The 18,283-nt window shown below is 45.9% G+C and carries 20 protein-coding genes, 2 tRNA genes and 1 pseudogene; 9 read left to right on the plus strand and 14 right to left on the minus strand.

Annotated features, from left to right (window positions below; genetic code table 11):
• From HRE53_RS00590 to HRE53_RS00595, 3 genes are all read left to right on the plus strand, one after another.
• On the plus strand, window positions 1-1,059 hold the full coding sequence (locus tag HRE53_RS00590; RefSeq protein ID WP_235108695.1) for an RNA-directed DNA polymerase: 1,059 nt from the start codon (window positions 1-3) through the stop codon (window positions 1,057-1,059).
• Entirely contained in the window at window positions 998-1,225 is a 228-nt protein-coding gene (locus tag HRE53_RS34830) for an SUMF1/EgtB/PvdO family nonheme iron enzyme (RefSeq protein ID WP_315876076.1), read from the plus strand. The genes HRE53_RS00590 and HRE53_RS34830 overlap by 62 nt, the downstream gene beginning before the upstream one ends.
• A gap of 151 nt (window positions 1,226-1,376) precedes the next feature.
• A complete protein-coding gene (locus HRE53_RS00595) occupies window positions 1,377-1,748 on the plus strand; it encodes a hypothetical protein (protein WP_212661750.1) in 372 nt (123 codons plus the stop codon).
• Here HRE53_RS00595 and HRE53_RS00600 read toward each other — a convergent pair.
• The 5 genes from HRE53_RS00600 to HRE53_RS00620 form a co-directional block, all read right to left on the minus strand.
• Window positions 1,741-2,094, minus strand: a complete 354-nt coding sequence (locus HRE53_RS00600; RefSeq protein WP_235108696.1) for a DUF5615 family PIN-like protein — start codon at window positions 2,092-2,094, stop codon at window positions 1,741-1,743. The two genes, HRE53_RS00595 and HRE53_RS00600, sit on opposite strands and share 8 nt — an antisense overlap.
• Window positions 2,091-2,321 (minus strand): DUF433 domain-containing protein, encoded by a 231-nt coding sequence (locus HRE53_RS00605; protein WP_235108697.1) that lies wholly within the window; start codon window positions 2,319-2,321, stop codon window positions 2,091-2,093. The genes HRE53_RS00600 and HRE53_RS00605 overlap by 4 nt, the downstream gene beginning before the upstream one ends.
• Before the next feature lie 97 nt (window positions 2,322-2,418).
• The gene (locus HRE53_RS00610; protein WP_235108698.1) at window positions 2,419-3,582 is read right to left on the minus strand and encodes a pyridoxal phosphate-dependent aminotransferase; all 1,164 of its coding nucleotides are present in this window, start codon (window positions 3,580-3,582) and stop codon (window positions 2,419-2,421) included.
• A complete protein-coding gene (locus HRE53_RS00615) occupies window positions 3,582-4,250 on the minus strand; it encodes a hypothetical protein (RefSeq protein WP_212661754.1) in 669 nt (222 codons plus the stop codon). Before HRE53_RS00615 ends, HRE53_RS00610 begins: the two co-directional genes overlap by 1 nt.
• Window positions 4,251-4,255: 5 nt before the next feature.
• Window positions 4,256-4,999 carry a D-alanyl-D-alanine carboxypeptidase family protein gene (locus HRE53_RS00620; RefSeq protein ID WP_235108699.1) on the minus strand — a complete coding sequence of 248 codons (744 nt, stop codon included), beginning with the start codon at window positions 4,997-4,999 and terminating at the stop codon, window positions 4,256-4,258.
• Window positions 5,000-5,410: 411 nt separating this feature from the next.
• Between HRE53_RS00620 and HRE53_RS00625 the strand changes: the two genes are divergently transcribed.
• Window positions 5,411-6,952, plus strand: a complete 1,542-nt coding sequence (locus tag HRE53_RS00625; protein WP_235108700.1) for a hypothetical protein — start codon at window positions 5,411-5,413, stop codon at window positions 6,950-6,952.
• A gap of 20 nt (window positions 6,953-6,972) precedes the next feature.
• Here the strand turns inward: HRE53_RS00625 and ispG are convergent, their stop codons facing one another.
• Together ispG and HRE53_RS00635 are read right to left on the minus strand one after the other, a co-directional pair.
• Window positions 6,973-8,199 (minus strand): (E)-4-hydroxy-3-methylbut-2-enyl-diphosphate synthase, encoded by a 1,227-nt coding sequence (ispG, locus tag HRE53_RS00630; RefSeq protein ID WP_212661756.1) that lies wholly within the window; start codon window positions 8,197-8,199, stop codon window positions 6,973-6,975.
• A 189-nt stretch (window positions 8,200-8,388) separates the two neighbouring features.
• Window positions 8,389-9,015 carry a type IV pilin-like G/H family protein gene (locus tag HRE53_RS00635; protein WP_235108701.1) on the minus strand — a complete coding sequence of 209 codons (627 nt, stop codon included), beginning with the start codon at window positions 9,013-9,015 and terminating at the stop codon, window positions 8,389-8,391.
• Between the two features lie 441 nt (window positions 9,016-9,456).
• Between HRE53_RS00635 and HRE53_RS00640 the strand changes: the two genes are divergently transcribed.
• A complete protein-coding gene (locus HRE53_RS00640; RefSeq protein ID WP_235108702.1) occupies window positions 9,457-10,446 on the plus strand; it encodes a phosphotransferase enzyme family protein in 990 nt (329 codons plus the stop codon).
• On the opposite strand, the gene HRE53_RS00645 is transcribed toward HRE53_RS00640, so the two are convergent.
• A complete protein-coding gene (locus HRE53_RS00645) occupies window positions 10,443-10,793 on the minus strand; it encodes a hypothetical protein (protein WP_235108703.1) in 351 nt (116 codons plus the stop codon). The two genes, HRE53_RS00640 and HRE53_RS00645, sit on opposite strands and share 4 nt — an antisense overlap.
• A gap of 755 nt (window positions 10,794-11,548) precedes the next feature.
• Between HRE53_RS00645 and HRE53_RS00650 the strand changes: the two genes are divergently transcribed.
• Entirely contained in the window at window positions 11,549-12,823 is a 1,275-nt protein-coding gene (locus HRE53_RS00650) for a DUF4336 domain-containing protein (protein WP_235108704.1), read from the plus strand.
• A gap of 249 nt (window positions 12,824-13,072) precedes the next feature.
• On the opposite strand, the gene HRE53_RS00655 is transcribed toward HRE53_RS00650, so the two are convergent.
• Window positions 13,073-13,783 (minus strand): methyltransferase domain-containing protein, encoded by a 711-nt coding sequence (locus HRE53_RS00655; RefSeq protein WP_235108705.1) that lies wholly within the window; start codon window positions 13,781-13,783, stop codon window positions 13,073-13,075.
• A 1,119-nt stretch (window positions 13,784-14,902) separates the two neighbouring features.
• Here HRE53_RS00655 and HRE53_RS00660 point away from each other — a divergent pair.
• Genes HRE53_RS00660 through HRE53_RS00670 form a run of 3 tightly spaced genes read left to right on the plus strand, consistent with a single transcriptional unit; the run spans window position 14,903 to window position 15,641 of the window.
• Window positions 14,903-15,199, plus strand: a complete 297-nt coding sequence (locus HRE53_RS00660; protein ID WP_235108706.1) for a helix-turn-helix domain-containing protein — start codon at window positions 14,903-14,905, stop codon at window positions 15,197-15,199.
• Between the two features lie 50 nt (window positions 15,200-15,249).
• Entirely contained in the window at window positions 15,250-15,450 is a 201-nt protein-coding gene (locus HRE53_RS00665) for a helix-turn-helix domain-containing protein (RefSeq protein WP_255801503.1), read from the plus strand.
• Complete coding sequence (locus HRE53_RS00670) at window positions 15,447-15,641, plus strand: hypothetical protein (protein WP_235108708.1); 195 nt, start codon at window positions 15,447-15,449, stop codon at window positions 15,639-15,641. The genes HRE53_RS00665 and HRE53_RS00670 overlap by 4 nt, the downstream gene beginning before the upstream one ends.
• On the opposite strand, the pseudogene HRE53_RS00675 reads toward HRE53_RS00670, so the two are convergent.
• The 5 genes and pseudogenes from HRE53_RS00675 to HRE53_RS00695 form a co-directional block, all read right to left on the minus strand.
• Window positions 15,631-16,870, minus strand: a pseudogene (locus HRE53_RS00675) (IS256 family transposase). The gene HRE53_RS00670 and the pseudogene HRE53_RS00675 overlap by 11 nt on opposite strands.
• A 96-nt stretch (window positions 16,871-16,966) precedes the next feature.
• On the minus strand, window positions 16,967-17,485 hold the full coding sequence (locus tag HRE53_RS00680; protein ID WP_235108709.1) for an O-acetyl-ADP-ribose deacetylase: 519 nt from the start codon (window positions 17,483-17,485) through the stop codon (window positions 16,967-16,969).
• A gap of 65 nt (window positions 17,486-17,550) precedes the next feature.
• Window positions 17,551-17,646: transfer RNA gene (locus HRE53_RS00685), tRNA-OTHER, on the minus strand.
• A 15-nt stretch (window positions 17,647-17,661) separates the two neighbouring features.
• Window positions 17,662-17,738: transfer RNA gene (locus HRE53_RS00690), tRNA-Met, on the minus strand.
• Window positions 17,739-17,843: 105 nt separating this feature from the next.
• Complete coding sequence (locus HRE53_RS00695) at window positions 17,844-18,266, minus strand: hypothetical protein (RefSeq protein WP_212661761.1); 423 nt, start codon at window positions 18,264-18,266, stop codon at window positions 17,844-17,846.
• Window positions 18,267-18,283: the final 17 nt, after the last annotated feature.

The following is an 18,283-nucleotide window of genomic DNA, read 5'->3' on the forward strand; positions in this document are numbered from 1 at the left end:
ATGCGACGGGTCGGCAACTTGTGGTCCCAAATTATTGCCTTTCAGAATCTGCTTCATGCGGCACGGCAGGCCCAAAAAGGTAAACGATATCAAGCTAATGTTCTGCAATTCAACCATCATCTCGAAACAGAACTATTCACTATTCAGTCCGAACTAGCCACAAACACCTATACCCCAGGCCCCTATCGGACTTTTGAAATATTTGAGCCAAAACTGAGGTTAATATCGGCTGCTCCCTATCGAGACCGCGTGGTTCACCATGCCCTTTGCAACATTATTGTCCCTGTGTTTGAACCAACGTTTATTCGCGATTCTTATGCCAATCGGTGGGGGTATGGTACCCATCGGGCTGTGCAACGGTTTACGCAGTTTGCCCGCTCCAGTCGATATGTGTTGCAGTGCGATATTCGCAAATACTTTCCCTCCATTGATCATGGTCTACTTAAAACTGGCCTGCGTCGCAAAATCAAGTGTCCCAAAGCTCTCTGGCTGATAGACCGGATTATTGACCATAGCAATCCCCAAAATTCAGACATCCAGTATTTCCCAGGAGATGATTTACTCACGCCCCTGTCCCATCGCCAAGGACTACCCATTGGCAACTTAACCAGCCAGTTTTTTGCCAATGTCTACCTGAATGGGTTCGATCACTTTGTCAAAGAGCAGTTGAAAGCCCAAAAATATGTCAGATATGTGGATGACTTTGCCCTATTTGATGACAGCCGAGAAAACTTAGAACAGGCACGCCAAGCCATAGAAGCCTTTTTGACCCAGCTCAGGCTCAAAATTCATCCGATCAAAAGCCAAATTGTTGCCACCCAGCATGGCGTTGCTTTTTTAGGATTTCGGATTTTTCCCACCCATATTAGAGTGCAAAATGCCAATATCCGCAGAGGTCGCAAAAGATTACGAAAACTACAAAAAGCCTATGCACGAGGAGAAATTAGTGCCAGGATAATCGATCAATCCATTCAAAGCTGGGTTGCCCACCTTGACCATGCCGATACTTGGCAATTGCGAAAACGGATATTTACTGACCTTGTATTTGCAAGGCAGTAGAGATGGGCTAGACACAACCGTGCTGCGGGGCGGCTCCTGGAACAACAATCCGAGGAACTGCCGCTCGGCCACGCGCAACAGGAACGAACCCGACAACCAGAACAACAACGTCGGTTTTCGTGTCGTGTGTGTTTCGGCGAGTACTCTCCATACCAGAACCGATTGATGGGAATCAATGGGGCGTGTGCTAGAAGAGTCCAGGTCTAGTCCAGAGATGCGGGTAACGGCATCCAAAAATCAAACCGGGCTGGATAGCTTCGTAGGTGAGCTGCCGAACAGTTATTCAGTCCAACCAAACAATGTAAGCGGGGACTATTATGTCAGACACAATTGAACTTTGGGTAGTAGCAGAAGCTGAGGATGAAGTGCCAGCGGAAACCGGAAGTCGTGACGGTGGCTATACCGGACCTAGTTTTGGCGATACGGTGGATCGGACAACAAGAAAGTTGATTTCCATGACTCGTAAACGAGTACCCGTGGATGTGGCTCTGCTCAGAAAACAGATGAATAGCATGATGCAGGTGGTCGATGAGCTATTCATCCAATCAGAAGTTCAGACCAAAATGCAGCTTGATGAAGTAGAGCTGAAAGTTGAAATTAATGCAGAAGGTCAGCTTAGTCTCGTAGGCAATGGCGGTAAGCTGGGGAATACAGGCGGAATTACCTTAAAATTTAGCCGTCCTAAGTAATTTCAAAAGTTTTACTGACTTCCACAATCCTATCTCCCTGTCTTAGCTGTTCTAAAGCATTAGGTAAAGCAGTCATCAGCAATTGCTGTAAACTGCGATTTGTGACATTCCCACAGGTTAGCCATATGACCTGAGGAGGCGTTCCTAAACGATCTACTAAATCAATGAAATCGCTATCCTTCGTCATAATCACAGCATTTTCAGTCCGTGCAGCTTCAAAAATTTCAATATCTTGAGCATCTCGTAGGGACAAATCTCGCAGGGCAGCAGCTTCGATATCATCAAAGGTCGCTGACAACCACTCAGCTAAAGTGGGTGGAAGTTGAGCATCTACCCAAATCTTCATGCGGTCAGTTGAGGAACGTCAGTCCGTCGTGCCGCAAACAGCAAGCAGGCTTGAATATCTGCCAACTCCAAATCAGGAAAGTCTTCTAAAATCTCAGCAGTTGTGACATTTTCTGCCAACATTTCCAATATGTCGGAGACTCTAATTCGCATTCCTCGGATACAAGGACGCCCCCCACACTGGCCCGGTACTTGGGTAATGCGAGTCAGTAGGTTAGTGGCATTCATAGGACGATCTGCAAGCTGCTGGTCTCTATCTTAGCGAGTAATGTTTCTTACCCATCCGTTTGCAAGTTGCTATTGCCGAGTTTCAGAGCATTAGGTTTTAATCCAGGCCGATTCCCCTTAACCCCTTGACCAATCGATTCAATCCTTCAGCTAGGGTCGCTTTATCCAAGGCTCCATAGGCAATTCGCAGATAACAGCCCGACTCCATACCAAAGGCACTACCGGGAATCACTGCGACCCCATATTCACGAATCAACTGCTCTACTAAAACCCGATCGGGCAAGTCTGTATCCACCTTAATCAACACATAAAATGCACCAGAGCTAGCAGGTGCAAACACCCTCTCAAGAGGCTGAAGTGCCTTCTGCACCAGATTCCGTTTCTCTGTAAGAGTCGCCAAATGCTCGTGACAATACTTGCGGCCCACTTGCAGCGCACCCACCGCCGCATACTGAGACACCACAGGCGGGCAAATCAGCAATGTATCCTGAATTTTTTGCAGCGCCTCTTGCAGATGGCAAGGAATCACCATATAGCCGATCCGCCAACTGGCAAAGCCATAGGCCTTCGAGAGGGTAAATAGGGAAATCGTATGGGTTTGCTCAGGGTCAAAACGACCCGGCGAGATATGCTCAACCCCGTCGTAGGTAAAGTACTCATAGGTCTCATCACTAATGTGATAGAGATTGCGCTCTAAACACAGTGTATTCACCGCCTGCAAATCCGCCGCCGAATACACTGCCCCAGATGGATTATTCGGAGAAACTGTCACAATCGCCCGAGTCCGATCCGTAATCGCGGCTTCAATCTGATCGAGCTGGAGTTGATACTGCTGATCCGTGGGGATACAAACCGGCTGACCATTAGCGAGGCGAATCGCCATCTCATGGTTGAAGTAATACGGCGTTTGCAGAATCACCTCATCTCCTGGATCAAGGATGGCAAGGACCGCATTCATAAACGCCATATTGCCCCCCGCTGTCACCATAATTTGGTCACGGCTAAAGCTCAACTGATTTTCGGCTTGTAACTTTTGTGCGATCGCATCAACCAGCAGCGGGATTCCCTGCACCGATTGATAGAGATGCACTCCAGGATTTTGGTGAAACGTGGCTGCCTGGGCAAGGGCTTCTGGCGGCGGGCCATAGGAAGCAACCCCCTGCCCTAGAGACAAGGTGCCAGGATGCTGGCGAATCAGATCGCCAATAATCGGGATAATGGGAGCCTGAACCGCTTCAACACGAGCCGATGGCCAGGTCATCAGACAGCAGCCGTACAGAGTTGCCCTAGAATTTGGCAGCATTCTGCCACCGACTTGCGATCAGTCATGGCTTGGACCAGGGCTTCGTAAGCATCCCAATTAGCCCGGATCATTTGTCGGGCTCGGTTCCCCGCCTGGCGCTCATGAACCTTCACATTCATCTTCAGTCGGTTTAAAGTTTGACGGAGCTGTTGCAGGTCATTCTTGCCCCCTTCTACGGCTTTGTAGACTAAGTCTTCGGCTACGCCACCCGCCATCCAAACCGTACAATAGCGTTCGACTTGTTCTGCGGCACTCGTCTCAGAAAAATCGGCAGGCGTTTCAATACAAACGCCCCCTTGTCCGCCTTGTCCCTGCTGCAGAGCCTCCCATGCCGTTAAGGTATAGCCCGTAATCGGCAGGTCCAGCAAATAAGCTGTTAAAAAATGTCCGGCTTCGTGATGAATGACCCGCTGGCGATATTGAGGAGACAATCGGGCAAACCCATCTAGAAACAGTGTCATCCCTTTGCCCTGATACCCAAAGGTATCAGCAACTGCTAATCCTAGAACAATAGCGGCAAAGGTGAAGGGAATTTCTGGGGCAATGTTTAGTATGGGGCCCACCAGAATCGAACCGCTGAGAAGGGCAACGAAAAGTGCGATCGCATTAAGAGGGGTTTGATTCATGGGGGTTAAGATTTTAAGTTGCGGGCGTTGTAGAAGGTCTCCAAGCTGTCTTTGTCACCGACATAGCGCCAGTGCCAGGGTTCATAACTAACCCCTTGGGAGTTCCCTTTTGGGAAGGATAACTCAAAGCTATATCGGGGTGCATTTTTTTGCAGCCAGTCGAAGGCCCGAGTCTCCTCAAAAGCGACATTCACATGGGCATCTGTCTGGGTGGCATCGCCGATATCCATGGCATACCCAGTATGATGTTCGCTGCGTCCAGGGGGCGCACTGACTTTAGCTCGCTGCTGTGCACCTTGGGCCCGCTCTTCTTTCACCTTAAAAAACAGGTAATCTTGATCGTCTACGGTCCGAAACCCAGATAATGCCTGTAGTTTTACGCCATCTGCTGCTGCCGCTGAGGACATTTGCTTGTAGGCCTGAGCGGCAGCAGACCGTAGACGAATCCGGTTATCTGCTGTAATGGCTTGCAATTCGTTTTCCGGAGCGACTTTGTAGGAAAAATGCCCTAAGGTCGTATCTGGAGTACTGGGAGTATCTGTTCCTCCAGTGGGAGATGTATTGGGTCCATTTTCTACCTTGCTTTGGGAGGGCTCAGGCTTAAAAAAGCCGATTGCAAATGCGGCTCCTACGGCAATCACTAACAGCCCGATGCAGCTGCCAATTAAAAGGGCAGGGTTACCTCGAGCAGGTGAAGATGCCGTTTGTGGAACGGTCTGCCGACGGGCCTCTGGAATATCGTCGTACATAAAGACTCAAGCAAGAGAGATAAGCATCTTAATATTATTTCCTAAGGGACTAATCTAAAAGGTCCGTTTTGATCACGAATCTGCCGTTACCCCCAGAAGATCCGTCTTAGTCTTCCTATCATAAAGTCCCTCACCCCTATCCCGCCAATTCTACGATTGCCTTAAAATTCTTTGATGATGAGCAAAAACTAAGCTTATTGATGAATTTTGCCACCATAGGTTCCCTAACCTATAAGTGCAAGTTCACAAGGTAGGATGTTGAAGATTTTGCGTGATTCTAAATATGTGGGAGGATGCGATCGCTCTTGGGTATCATTCGGAGTGGTTTGATACCGTATGGTCACCTCACTGATGGGAAATATGCCAATCGTAATCTCCTGCCGAAAAAAATTTTGGTTCAGTCCCGGCAGATTGAAACCTCTATCCCCACGGGCATTTCTCCTCAAGAGCTGTGGTTTGATGTTGGGGGTGATGGTGGCAGGTTGCGGGGATGCGATCGCAGCTCCAGAACAGCTGCAAACCCTTGATCGAGGGCATCGAATTCTGATCCAAAGAGGGCTACAGCTGAACGCGCTGACCATTGGGTTCACCACCAAAGGAAAAGAAAATGATCCTGAGCTTTGGCAAAATTGGGAGGCTAGCCACTTTACTACCCTTGATGTGGGCGGCGAGCTATTGGCTCTACCCGAGTCGATCGCCGGCAAAAAGTCTTGGTCCACGTGGCGAGGCAATCCTAAAGATCCGACCCAAAGTCTACCAGATCGACTCTTTCAGTCAGGGCAAATTAAGAATCTCGTCAGTTGGCAATATAAAGACGAACAAGATATTAACGAAGAAAGTGAACTTCAAGAACTGGAAACCTGGATCAAGCATTACCGACCGCTACTCCCAAACACCCTCTTATATACCAATCAGCATGGTGATGAACGCTTTGGTGGTTTTGGCAGTACGCGTGACCTAACTATCCAGCGCTATATGCGTCGCATCCAGCCCGACTTGCTGATGCAAGATACCTATCCTTACGGGATTTGGAATGATTTGGGCAACCAAGGGGGGCGTCCCGCTCAACTTTATTACGCTATGATCCGCTATCGCCGATTAGCCTTGGCTGGCAATGATGGTACAGGGCGTCGCCCCATTCCCTACGGATTATGGATTCAAACCTTCAAAGGGTCTGCTACTGGGGTAGGGACATGGACTCGCTTCCCATCTGAATCCGAACTGAGCCAGCAACAATTCGCAGCTCTGACACTGGGATTCAAACTCCTTAATGTCTTTACCTACAATGGCACCAGTGATGTTGGAGGGAAATTAAACGCTCCATTCTTCAATCAACCCTTTGGCAAAGATCCCACGCCAGCCTTCCAGCATATCGCCGAAATCAACCAGCAAAGCCTCAATTTAGGACCCACTTTGGTTCGATTACTCAGTACAGATGTGCGAATAGTTCCCAGACCTCCGACACTAGCAGATTTAATCGCCCCTGATATCTCTCATTGGGATGCCAAAGCTGACCCTTATATGACTCGACTAGACGTCAAAAATCTAGGTACTTTATATGGTGGACGCAATGGCGATGTGCTGGTGGGGTATTTCAAGCCTTTACGAGAAAGCTTTGACGGTCCAGCCACCAATCAACAATATTTTATGCTTACGAATGGACTAGCAGGTAAGAAACATTCGATCGAGCAAACGCGCCAACAACTCACCGTCGAGTTTGATTTTGGCGAGAGCGAGATTACGGGGTTACAACGCCTTAATCGCAAAACCGGCAAAGTTGAACCCATTCAGGCCGGATGGACTGAGGAAGTAGCTCCGGGATTGAATTCTCGGTTTGATACGGTTAGCGATCGCAAATACCGTCTCACCTTAATTCTCGACGGCGGGACAGGAGATCTATTTAAATTTGATACAGGTGCGCCGTTTGTGGGGCAACAACAGACTCAGCTTTAGGCAGCCGTTTTCGTGAAGGACTATTCAGGATCAACCCAACGACCATCAGATTTGATGAGGTTGATTAATTCTTCAACGCCTTCAGTCTCTGGTACCTTTTTCACTTCTTCTCTACCCCGATAAAGTGAAATGTAGCCAGGCTGTTTACCGACATAGCCGTAGTCTGCATCAGCCATCTCACCAGGACCATTGACGATACAGCCCATAACGGCAATATCTAGACCTGTAAGGTGGTTCGTTGCGGATCGCACTTGATGTAGAACATCTTCCAAGTTGAAAAGAGTTCGTCCACAGGAGGGACAAGCCACATATTCCACCATGGTTTTGCGAAGGCCCAAGGCTTGCAAAATACTGTAGCAAACGGGAATTTCTTTTTCAGGAGATTCTGTCAGCGAAACTCGGAGCGTATCTCCAATCCCATCTGCCAACAGGGTCGCAATCCCGGCTGTAGATTTGATCCGTCCATATTCGCCATCCCCAGCTTCCGTCACGCCTAAATGCAGGGGGTAATCCATTCCCAGCGCATCCATACGCTGGGCCATCAGACGATAGGCAGCTAGCATCACGGGCACCCGAGACGCTTTCATGGAGATGACGAGATTGTTGAAATTTAAGGACTGGCAGATGCGAATAAACTCTAGTGCTGATTCCACCATGCCTTCAGGAGTATCCCCGTAGGTGAATAGCATCCGCTCTGCGAGGGAGCCGTGGTTGACCCCAATGCGCATAGCCTTGTTTTGGTCTCGCAAGGAAATCACGAGAGGTTCCAGGGTTTCGCGAATTTTATCGCCGATATCTTCAAATTCGGATTGCGAAAATTCTGTCCGATCATCCTTGGCTTTCTCAAACACATACAGGCCCGGATTGATCCGCACTTTATCAACATGCTTGGCCACCTCTAGGGCAATTTTCATGCCGTTATGGTGCACATCTGCAACGAGGGGGACGGTCTGGTAGGTTGCCGTTAATTTTTCCCTGATTGTGGCTAGGGCTTTGGCATGGGCCATGCTCGGCACGGTCACCCGAACAATTTCACAGCCCAACTCATGCAGACGACGGATGGCAGCTACGGAGCCATCAATGTCTAGGGTGTCTTCATTGATCATGGACTGAACCACCACAGGGTGGTTTCCACCAATCATCACATCCCCAACGGGAACAGGGCGAGTCTTGCGTCGAATAATTGAAGTTGTGACTGGGGTGGACTGCTCGTCAGTTTCTTTGACAGAGGTTGATAAAGTCTGCATGGTGAAAGGATTAAGGCCACGATAAGGAAACTCAAGGAGCAGTATCGCTCCACCCCCTAGCTTGCCATAGATCGATCCCCGTGTGGCGGTCGATTCATAGGAAATCCTGCTCTCTTATGGATGCTCCCCCTCACGGATAGTGGATTAGTATTGATCCACTATGAAGACTTCCTATCTGAGAGAACGTTCCTATTCAACTACTGTGGAGCCTTGAGCACAAACGATTGTAGAGCCTGTTAGCTTTGGAGTACCCGGAGGAGTTTTAGTGGGCTCATTCGATTTGCAAATGGCGGAAACGGGAATGCTTGCGTCTTGAGCATAGACCGCACCTGTGTAGCTGAAGATACCGTTTTGTTTTGCGATCGCAGCCACGATTGCCTTATTCTCATTGGCCTCTAAAACCTGCAGTTGAAATTCACCGCTATCTTTGGGGGAATCAGATTCCAATTTCTGCAAATTCGTGGTGAATCGGCCTGTTACTAACTTCTCAGCCTGTTGCGATTGCAGCACATTATCCAAATAGGTTTGCCCCGAATCTTGTTTCGCAACAGCTCCTTTTTTTTGCACTTCTTTGTGGACTTTGCTTACCAGCTTTTTGTCTGATTTCGACAGCTCCACCTTAGGTGCAGGTGAGAGCTTCACCTTGGCTTTAGGAGGTGCAGATACAGGCTTTTGAACCGCTGGGCTAGTTTGAGAGGTTGGTTTTGCTGCCGTGGTGGGCTGAGGAGACACCTTAGGGGAAGGTTGAGGAGACTGGGAATTCGGCGAACTCTCAGGCACCGGAGAATTTACATTAGGTTTTGGAGATTGCTGCACGGTCTTAGATCCTGAACAGCTAATCAGTAAGCTACTCGCAATCACACATAACCAATATCTGTTTCGAAGCCAAGCCATAGTCTTAAAATATTTAGAAAAATTACATCTGTCGTTCTCTAAGTTGAGTCTTCCCCAAAAAAGATAAATAAGGACACAGCTTCAAAACACATGGCCTAGGCAATGCCACAGCGGAACACTGTTTATCCTCTTGTTAAAGATTGATATTATTTTCACCAGTTATTCAGTTTGAGTTTTCATAAGTTGTAGCAGCTAACACTGTTTTCTCTTCTGATTTAGCGAAGGATAAAAGCAACTTGTTTTACTCCTAAGCTCAAGTTCTGCTTGATGTTTTGTCCTTCGCTACTTTCGTAGAACTATGAGGGCATTCTAACCATCAGCTTGATGTGTAGTTGATTCGATAGGGATGTCCCACCCTTGATCATGACCTCACCCTTTTTTCCCGTCACCTACTCAACCCTTGCTTGTGATGCTTTGGTATCTAGGATTCTGCCTCATTTTCAGATCAAAGATATTACCCATTGCAAGTTATGGCACCGTGGTTTGAGTGATGTCTACTTAGTTGAAACTGCGGTTCAATCATTTGTGCTCAGGGTGTCCCATGCCCATTGGCGAACCAAATCAGAAATTGATTTTGAGTTGGAATTATTGGTTTTTTTGCAACAAAGGGACATCCCGGTTGCCCGTCCATTACACACCCTAGACGGTCAACTATCTATCGAGATCGCAGCACCTGAAGGAAAACGGTATGCGGCTTTATTTGATTTTGCACCAGGCCAGGTTCCCTTAGGAGATTTGAGTCATACCCAAGGCCAAAAACTAGGAGAAACCATCGGTCGACTCCATCAGGTGGCCACCGATTTTCACAGTCAGGCCCATCGACAGCCTTTAACCCTTGATTATTTATTGGACGATTCCTTAGATGCGATCGCACCCTTTCTCCAGCAACGCCCTAAAGATCGTGAATACCTGATCGAAATCATTTCCGAAATTAAAAACAAATTGCAAGGCATGCCCAAAGATCCGCCGTTTTGGAGCGTGTGCTGGGGCGATCCCCATAGTGGCAATGTTCATTTCACCGACGACAATCAAGTCACCTTATTTGACTTTGATCAATGTGGCTACGGTTGGCGGGCCTTCGAACTCGCTAAGTTTTTACATGTGTCGGCCCGCACTGGCATGCAAAAGAAAGTGCGCAACTCTTTTCTAGAGGGCTATCAAACCGTTCAAGCGGTTACACCCAAGGAAGAAGACTCGATTCAGCCGTTTTCTCAAGCGGCCCACATTTGGCAATGGTCTATTGGGTTGAAATCAGCCAAGGTCCACGACAATTGCCGTTTAGACGATAGTTATTTTAGTCAGCGGATTCAACAGCTCAAAATGCTATCTTCTCCCGAATGGGAGCTGTTCTAGCCCACTTTGACGATTTTTCGATCCACTGCCTTGAGATAGCTGCGACAGTTAGGGCAGCGTTTCAAGGTTGGCGGTACGGATTGGACAACACGACACTTAGGGCAAGGACCTCTGGCAACGGACCATTGTAAAAAGACCCCCAATCCCGATAACACACCCCATAAAGGGATGACATACCATAACCAGGGTCTCGGATATTGAGGAATCAGCACTAAGACAATACCAATGATTAGAGTCATGACACTGGACCAGCCGACTCCACCGACAATGCGCATGGAATTCGTAAAGTCCTGATCCTCTGGAGCAGAAGCTTGATCAGATGCTGAGGAAGAAGCACGCTTGGCCATGGTGACAGAGATTGAACGCTAATGGCTTCGATCCTACCTTGAATGCTCTCGGTGTAGCGCTCCATGAGTGAGCAACAGAGAAAAGGAACTGATTATGGGTTCATGTCAATATTTTTTTATCTCATGAAATCCTTTTGGTGTCAGGGTTTTCGAATATGAATCCAGTTTTTTTCCTAAATCTTTCCCGAAATTTGCGTAAAAGCTTCAGAGCCAACCGATATATAGGCATAGGGGCGCAAGCTTCTATAAATCCTCTAATGCAGATATCACCTGCTAATGGCTCTAAAATCTACTTTTGGGGCCTTTTTTCTTTGATTTATATAAAGAAATGACCGTTCAGAATCTCTCTGTGGCACTGTAGACTCATATCGCTACGTAGGCAGCCTACCTTTAGCATTACAGAGAGAGTCCAAATTATGGATAGTCAGTTCAAGACCCTCGTCGTATTTAGTCACGCCACGATGATTGTCATGCTCATGGTTACCCTATTTTGGCTGTCAAATTCTTGGCCCAATTTGTTACCTGGCTCATTTCTACCGGCGCAGGAGCAAAATCAGATTATCAACCCTTCCCTAAATTGGCCGCAGTCGTAGCTTCTGAAGACAGAGGACGTCTGTTTAGATAGGATTGCTGACTAGTCTGCCCCAAAGAATATTCATTTACGCCAAACATTTTAGCCAGGGATTTGTCTACACTCTTAAATTGAGGTGAAGATTATCTCTTTCTCTCAATTATTGAAGTGTGGATGCGTGGCAGTGGCAACAACCCAAAGAAGCGAACAGAATCAATCAGAACCCAAACAACCCCAACGCTCTAGGGATTGGTCATGGCCCTATTGGCCATTTGTCCCCCTGTACCCCTATAGTCAACGTCGCACCCTCTGCCGAGAGATCATCAAAGGAAAAATTTGGACTTTTGAGCAGCTCCAGGGCATTCTTTATGTGATTATCCCCGTGCGGATGACAGTCATTAAATTAGCTGCTGGAGGGTTATTGGTTTATGCGCCGGTTGCCCCCACACGGGAATGTATCCGTCTAGTCAAAGATCTGATTGAACAGCACGGTGAGATTAAATACATTATCTTGCCGACTGCTTCTGGGATTGAGCATAAGGTGTTTACGGGGCCTTTCTCTAAGTGGTTTCCACAGGCCCAGGTTTTTGTCTCACCTAGCCAATGGACGTTTCCACTCAATATCCCCTTGAGTTGGCTGGGGCTGTCTCGTCGCCAAACCCAAGAACTACCAGCCAATAGTGCAGATACTCCCTTTGCCGATGAATTTGACTATGCCATTTTAGGTCCCGTGGATTTGGGCCTAGGTCCATTTGAAGAAGTCGCTCTTTTTCATAAACAATCCAAAACTTTGCTAGTAACAGACTCCATTGTTTCTATTCCCGTGAACCCACCCCAGGTGTTACAGTTTGCCCCCTATCCGATGCTATTCCATGCCAAAGATAATGCCTTTGACGTAGTTGAAGATACGCCAACGGTCCGGCGCAAAGGGTGGCAACGTATGGCCCTATTCGCCTTCTATTTCCAGCCGAGCGTGTTAGACGTTGTGAATACAAAACAAACTTTTAAGGATGCCCGGAAAGCCCCTGATCGATCCAAGAAAGCTTATTTTGGCTTATTTCCCGTACAGTGGAATCCAGATTGGAAGAGAGCCTTCGATGCATTCCGCCAAGATGGAAATCCGATTGTGGCACCCATTCTGCGAAAACTGATTTTTAATCGCAATCCAGAGGTGGTACTCCAGTGGGCTGATCGAGTGGCTCAATGGAATTTTCGTCGCATTATTCCCTGCCATTTAGATGCGCCTGTTATGACCACGCCCCAGAAATTTAGTCAGGCTTTTGACTTTTTGAGGCCTTTACCACCTCCTAAACGAGGGTGGTTTGCTAAAAAACAACCCATCTCAGTGAGCTTTCCCAAGGAAGATATGGCCTTTTTGGATCGAGTGGATCGATTCTTGTGCGATCGCAACATTACACCACCGGCTAAACCCTTACCCAGAGAAACTTCAGAGCAATAGTTTCTTCTTGTTAAATCTTGGCATCAAGGCGATCTCTCCCCTATTAGTCAGGCTGCAGAAACTCATATCGGCACCACCAGTAACGCTCGACACAAAAAGAATCAGAAGAGTCAAGGGCTATGGGATGCTACCCACGACGTCTTGCAAATCAGATCAAGCACAATCGGTATTGAATGGGATGCCAAGGGGCTTAATTTAGTTCTTCCTGAAGAGAAGAAAGTGGCTTAGAAAATATCTTTTGAATACAATTTATTTCATAGCCCATCCACAAAAGCCATGGTTGAGAAGCAGATGTGTATAGTAAAATCGATAGTCTTGAAATGAGACATTTGGCTTTCTATCACTATTCTTCTGCTGAATGAATTTAAAGGTTATAGGGATAGTCAGCAAAAGATTGATGGCCATAGATAGAAAATTCCACAACTTAGGAAATCTTTCGATCTGAAAGAACGTTAGGACTAACCAAAATACGCCACCATAACCATTACCATCCGGCAAAAATATTTTATGCTCGCTAAAAGCTTCAAGAATTCGATCTACTTCAGAAAAGGTGAAGCGATGGTAATCCATTAGATCATGAAAGCAATAAGAAAAAGGTACATAAATAAAAACTTCTCCACCTGGCTTTAAAAGCCTATAAATATTCCGGACTGCTGCTTCGTAATCTTTCACATGTTCTAAAATTGCATCACAATAAATCGCATCGTAACTGTCTGACTCTAGGTGAGAGTCACAAATATCATCAACAACATCTGGTTGGTAATCTTCTACAATGTCAGTCGAGATTATTTTTGTCTCTGAGTTAGATGATAATTGATTCAATCTCATATAGCTTTTGGATTGATGGTTTCTTCCACCCACATCAAGAATAAGTTTTTTTGAAGCAACTCTGGTTTCATATTCATCTCTCGCATTGATTCGAGTATCAATTTTGTCTTGTATGCCTTGAAATAAATCCATGCTACTCCTATTTTTTACTATTTATATGAGTCATTAAAATGTTAATAGAAGCATATTTCATTAACAGAAAATCTCAAAAAAATCTAGAGAGAGTATAAAATTTTAAAGCTTTTTGTTCTTGCATTAATAGAATTAAAATTATTTTGTTTTTATTAAAATTCAAAAAACTACTACTCTTATTCCGACAAAAGAATGAATAGGGTGGCCAACTTGCATAATCCTTGCATGGTGAATGTTTTTGAGCTGCTAGTCATATGCAATCTTGAAGCGGAAAGAGAGTAGTTAGATTATCTGACTAAATATTCTCAACAATGAAAGCGATATGTTAATTGATCACAAGCTGTAAATTATTCATGCCTTCGATCGCTATCGGCATCAAAACCCACAAATCCAAAGCCACTTAAGCTGCTAAAAGTATCTTCGTTATTCATGTCTATCAAAACTAAAACACTTGTATAAGTCATATATTTATGCCAAAACAATAAAACATAAAATTAAATTTTTTATAAATGATGGTAGATTATCAAAGTAATTCAAATCAAAACATTCACTTTTTTTGAGCATAAAAAATTTTATTTCAATATCCAAAAAATAGTTTTTAATCTGGGCTTTATAATCTCATATTTTAAAACAAAATATCTTAAATTCACTATTGCAATTATCTTGAAAAATATATTGTTAACAAGGTTTATAAAACAGCCATTAAACTAATCACATCATAAATTTTGGAAGGATGTGATACCAAAAATCATTTTTCTTCAAGCAATTGACTTTATAGAAACGAAATAAACTCGCTTTTCTCAAATTATCAAACACTCGCCACTACCATCTCAAGGTATTAAGAATTTGGACAAATCTTGAAGACTAATGCATAAAACAAATAATTTGACAATTAATAAACAAAGAGATTTAGTTATTATTTGCTAAATTTCTATAAATTCCAATAGATAATTTATATCAATCATTTTTATCCCCAGGGTGTATTTTTTGAATACAATTTAGAAGATTTTCAGAAAGTTTGATTCAGATTTTTGGCACTAGTGCAGCGTCAAGCTAAAAGATTAGGGTAGGTAACAATGGTGGCAGTATTGCAGTCAGACCGAGAAAATACCTATCCCTATGCCGAAAAAATATATTGTCCGACTGAGTGAAGATGAGCAGAAGCATCTGCAAGCCGTCATCAAAAAGCTCAAGGGCAGCAGCCAAAAAGTACGACGTGCTCAAATTCTTTTGAAAGCAAATGCCGACGGGCCAAATTGGACCGATGAACGCATTTCAGATGCTTATTCTTGTCGAGTTAAAACAGTTGAGAACATCCGTAAACGTCTTGTAGAGAGAGGATGTGAGGAAACCCTTAACGGTGCCCAACGTGTCAGAGCACCTCGCAGTAATACCAAGCTGTGCTTGAAGGCGTAACTCTCAAACTCGTGAAACCCAATACTGAGTTGGCTTAGCAAATAATCAAAATTACACTCTTAGGTGTTAATTGGTATAAGTTACTCGATGGTGAGCAGGAAGCTCAAGTCATTGCCATGCGATTAGGCAGCCCTCCTAAGGGCTATGGGAATTGGTCATTGCGCTTGCTGGCCCGCAAAGTTGTGGAACTGGGTATCGTAGAATCTGTCAGTCATGAAACGGTTCGTCAGACTCTGAAAAAAACGGGATGACCAACCGCAAGATTGAGTACTGGGTGATTCCGCCTGAAGCAGATGGAGAGTTCGTTGCTCAGATGGAAGAAGTGCTGGAAGTGTATGCTCAGCCTTATGACCCAAGTTGTCCGGTGATTTGTATGGACGAACAGCCTGTCCAACGAGAGTGTTTAGATTTTTGTGTAAGCCGTAACGTATTCAATAGTTGAATCGTGTTGGGAACAGAATAGCAAAATGGGACAGCGCCGCCTTCCAATTCAAAATCGGTCTGGTCCATCTCTTCGAGATATTCCTCATCGCCAGAAACATCAATTTGTAGACAGACTCTTCATTCGGGAAGACAGCTTTGGTCTTAATCACCTTTCGCAGTGAGCGATTGAGCGACTCAATGGCATTAGTGGTGTAGATAACCTTTCGGATGGCCATTGGGTACTTAAACAACGGAGCAATATTATCCCAATGCCGTATCCAGATTTGGCTGATGCCAGGATACGTCTGGTCCCATTTGTTGGCAAACGCATCCAAGGCAGCCTCAGATTCCTCCAAAGTGGCCGCTTGATAAATGGGCTTGAGGTCTGCAGCTACGGCTCGACTTTCCTTCCAAGGCACATGGCGCAAACTATTGCGAATGAGATGAACGATACAAACTTGAACTTGAGTATCGGGATAGACCGATTCAATCGCCTGGGGAAAGCCTTTGAGACCATCACAGCAAGCAATCAAGATATCCTGAGCGCCTCGGTTTTTAAGGTCTGTGAGCACTGAAAGCCAGAATTTTGCTCCCTCCCGCTCGGCAGCCCCTATCCATAATCCCAACAGCTCTTTGTTTCCCTCCACAGTTACCGCTAGCGCGACATAGACGGCTCGCTTGCTGACTTGGCCATTGACTTTGATGTTCACATACAGGGCATCGAGATAGACAATCGGATACACCTCATCCAATGGTCTTGAGCGCCAGTCTTTAACCTCCTCCATGACACTATTGGTGACGTCACTAATCAGACCCTCAGAGATATTGGCCCCATACAGCTCCACCAATTGAGACTCGAATATCACGAGTGGTCATGCCACGAGCATATAAGGCGATGATTTTCTCGTCGAGTCCCGCGATACGTCGCTGGCCTTTGGGCACGAGGACAGGCTCAAACTCACTGCAACGGTCGCGAGGAATCGATAGGTCCATCTCTCCTTGTTCAGTCTGGACGGTCTTTTTCGAGTAACCATTGCGACTGTTTCTAGGGCCATGAGAACGCTCATCGACGGAGGATTGATGCAGGTGATGAGTCAATTCACCTGCCAAGGCTCGTTCCACTAGGCGTTTGCTGAGTTGTTTGAGCAGTCCTGATTCGCCCAGAATATCCTCTGGCTGTGGATTCTCTCCAATGAGTTCATCCAATAGCTCATCAACTCGATTGGGTACTTGTTTCTTTCTAGACATGATGCGGTCTCCTGGTGTGTTTGGATTCTAGACCGCTTACACAAAACTCTGATCAGTCTCATCTTTTAGGTTTTATGCACCTAAATGATTTCACACCTATTGATTAGGCTGTTCAGCTATTTTTAGGTAGGTGTTATAAATCAAGTCGCCAAAGCAGGCAAAGATAACTTTGGTTATGGATTGGTTTGCCTGCAAGAAATTGAGGGTCGTTTCAAAGGCGATCTGACAGGATTGGTCTATCGGATAGCCATAGACTCCGCAACTAATGGCAGGAAAGGCTATGGCTTGAATCCCATTGCCAACTGCTAATTCTAAACTGCGTTGATAGCAGGCTTGCAACAAAATCGCCTCATTCGCTCCCCCACCTCGCCAAATAGGACCAACGGTGTGAATCACATACTTGGCTGGCAGTTGATATCCTTTCGTGAGTTTGACATGGCCTGTTTTACAGCCTTTAAGCATTCGGCATTCTGCCAAAAGTTGTGGCCCGGCTGCGCGATGAATTGCTCCATCGACTCCACCCCCGCCAAGCAATGACTCATTAGCTGCATTGACAATCGCATCTACCTTAAGGGTTGTGATATCAGTTTGGACAATTTCGATTCGAGCATTCATGGATTAGCCCCTTAGGGAATTCCCTTGTGAGAAATATCATCATTCTGTACCTAAATAATGGAACAAGCTGGTGACAGGAGTTGTTCGCGAAGCGTCTCCGAAGGAGAAACCTGCAACCTATTGTTACAAGACAATTGCTCAAGCCATTGAGCTACACCAGCTCAAGTTTTGGTATTTGGTAGCGGAGGTGAGAGTTGCACTCACGGATGTGCAGCTTATGAAACTGCCGAGCCCCTCTTGCTCCATCTCCGCTATGAGTGTTGGGATATTATATTGCTCCAGAGTGGTTGCCAATTTTGGAGTTGTTTTAGGGGGTGGAGGATGATTTGCGATCGCAAAACTCATACCTACCGTGAACCTATACTCCTGGCATTTGAGCCAGATCTGGCTCCACCCAACACTGTCTGGCTGCCTTCGACATCAACCGATCCTTCGAGTAGTAGATCAAGGGGAGATGGCGTTCACCCCACTCTTCTATCAAAGTCTCAGCTAGTTGATCGATGGGCTGTGAGACATCATGCTGTTCAAGGAAATAAATAATCACTTTCAGATAAAATTGCGTGATGGTCTCGTGATAGCCCGAAGTCTCCGTGTTCACCACACCACACACAATGTTGTACCGTTGAATACACTCCCGAAGCAGATTTAACGCTGTTTGAGAGGAATAGTGCATCAGATGCCAGAGTCCTACCCGCAAATGAGCTTCATGAGTCCACGCTGATTTTGGTAACGTGCAATCACAAAATTCTTGGACGATTGTACTGGTGTTGGATTTGACCATTAGACTTCCATCTTGAC

It is taken from the genome of Acaryochloris sp. 'Moss Beach', from assembly GCF_021497025.1.
Lineage (GTDB): Bacteria > Cyanobacteriota > Cyanobacteriia > Thermosynechococcales > Thermosynechococcaceae > Acaryochloris > Acaryochloris marina_A.

Excerpts from the sequence above, each read along its gene's own strand:
- HRE53_RS00590 (WP_235108695.1), top strand. The coding sequence starts at position 1 with ATGCGACGGGTCGGCAACTTGTGGTCCCAAATTATTGCCTTTCAGAAT.
- HRE53_RS34830 (WP_315876076.1), top strand. The coding sequence starts at position 998 with ATGCCGATACTTGGCAATTGCGAAAACGGATATTTACTGACCTTGTAT.
- HRE53_RS00595 (WP_212661750.1), top strand. The coding sequence starts at position 1,377 with ATGTCAGACACAATTGAACTTTGGGTAGTAGCAGAAGCTGAGGATGAA.
- HRE53_RS00600 (WP_235108696.1), bottom strand. The coding sequence starts at position 2,094 with ATGAAGATTTGGGTAGATGCTCAACTTCCACCCACTTTAGCTGAGTGG.
- HRE53_RS00605 (WP_235108697.1), bottom strand. The coding sequence starts at position 2,321 with ATGAATGCCACTAACCTACTGACTCGCATTACCCAAGTACCGGGCCAG.
- HRE53_RS00610 (WP_235108698.1), bottom strand. The coding sequence starts at position 3,582 with ATGACCTGGCCATCGGCTCGTGTTGAAGCGGTTCAGGCTCCCATTATC.
- HRE53_RS00615 (WP_212661754.1), bottom strand. The coding sequence starts at position 4,250 with ATGAATCAAACCCCTCTTAATGCGATCGCACTTTTCGTTGCCCTTCTC.
- HRE53_RS00620 (WP_235108699.1), bottom strand. The coding sequence starts at position 4,999 with ATGTACGACGATATTCCAGAGGCCCGTCGGCAGACCGTTCCACAAACG.
- ispG (WP_212661756.1), bottom strand. The coding sequence starts at position 8,199 with ATGCAGACTTTATCAACCTCTGTCAAAGAAACTGACGAGCAGTCCACC.
- HRE53_RS00640 (WP_235108702.1), top strand. The coding sequence starts at position 9,457 with ATGACCTCACCCTTTTTTCCCGTCACCTACTCAACCCTTGCTTGTGAT.
- HRE53_RS00645 (WP_235108703.1), bottom strand. The coding sequence starts at position 10,793 with ATGGCCAAGCGTGCTTCTTCCTCAGCATCTGATCAAGCTTCTGCTCCA.
- HRE53_RS00655 (WP_235108705.1), bottom strand. The coding sequence starts at position 13,783 with ATGGATTTATTTCAAGGCATACAAGACAAAATTGATACTCGAATCAAT.
- HRE53_RS00660 (WP_235108706.1), top strand. The coding sequence starts at position 14,903 with ATGCCGAAAAAATATATTGTCCGACTGAGTGAAGATGAGCAGAAGCAT.
- HRE53_RS00670 (WP_235108708.1), top strand. The coding sequence starts at position 15,447 with ATGACCAACCGCAAGATTGAGTACTGGGTGATTCCGCCTGAAGCAGAT.
- HRE53_RS00680 (WP_235108709.1), bottom strand. The coding sequence starts at position 17,485 with ATGAATGCTCGAATCGAAATTGTCCAAACTGATATCACAACCCTTAAG.
- HRE53_RS00695 (WP_212661761.1), bottom strand. The coding sequence starts at position 18,266 with ATGGTCAAATCCAACACCAGTACAATCGTCCAAGAATTTTGTGATTGC.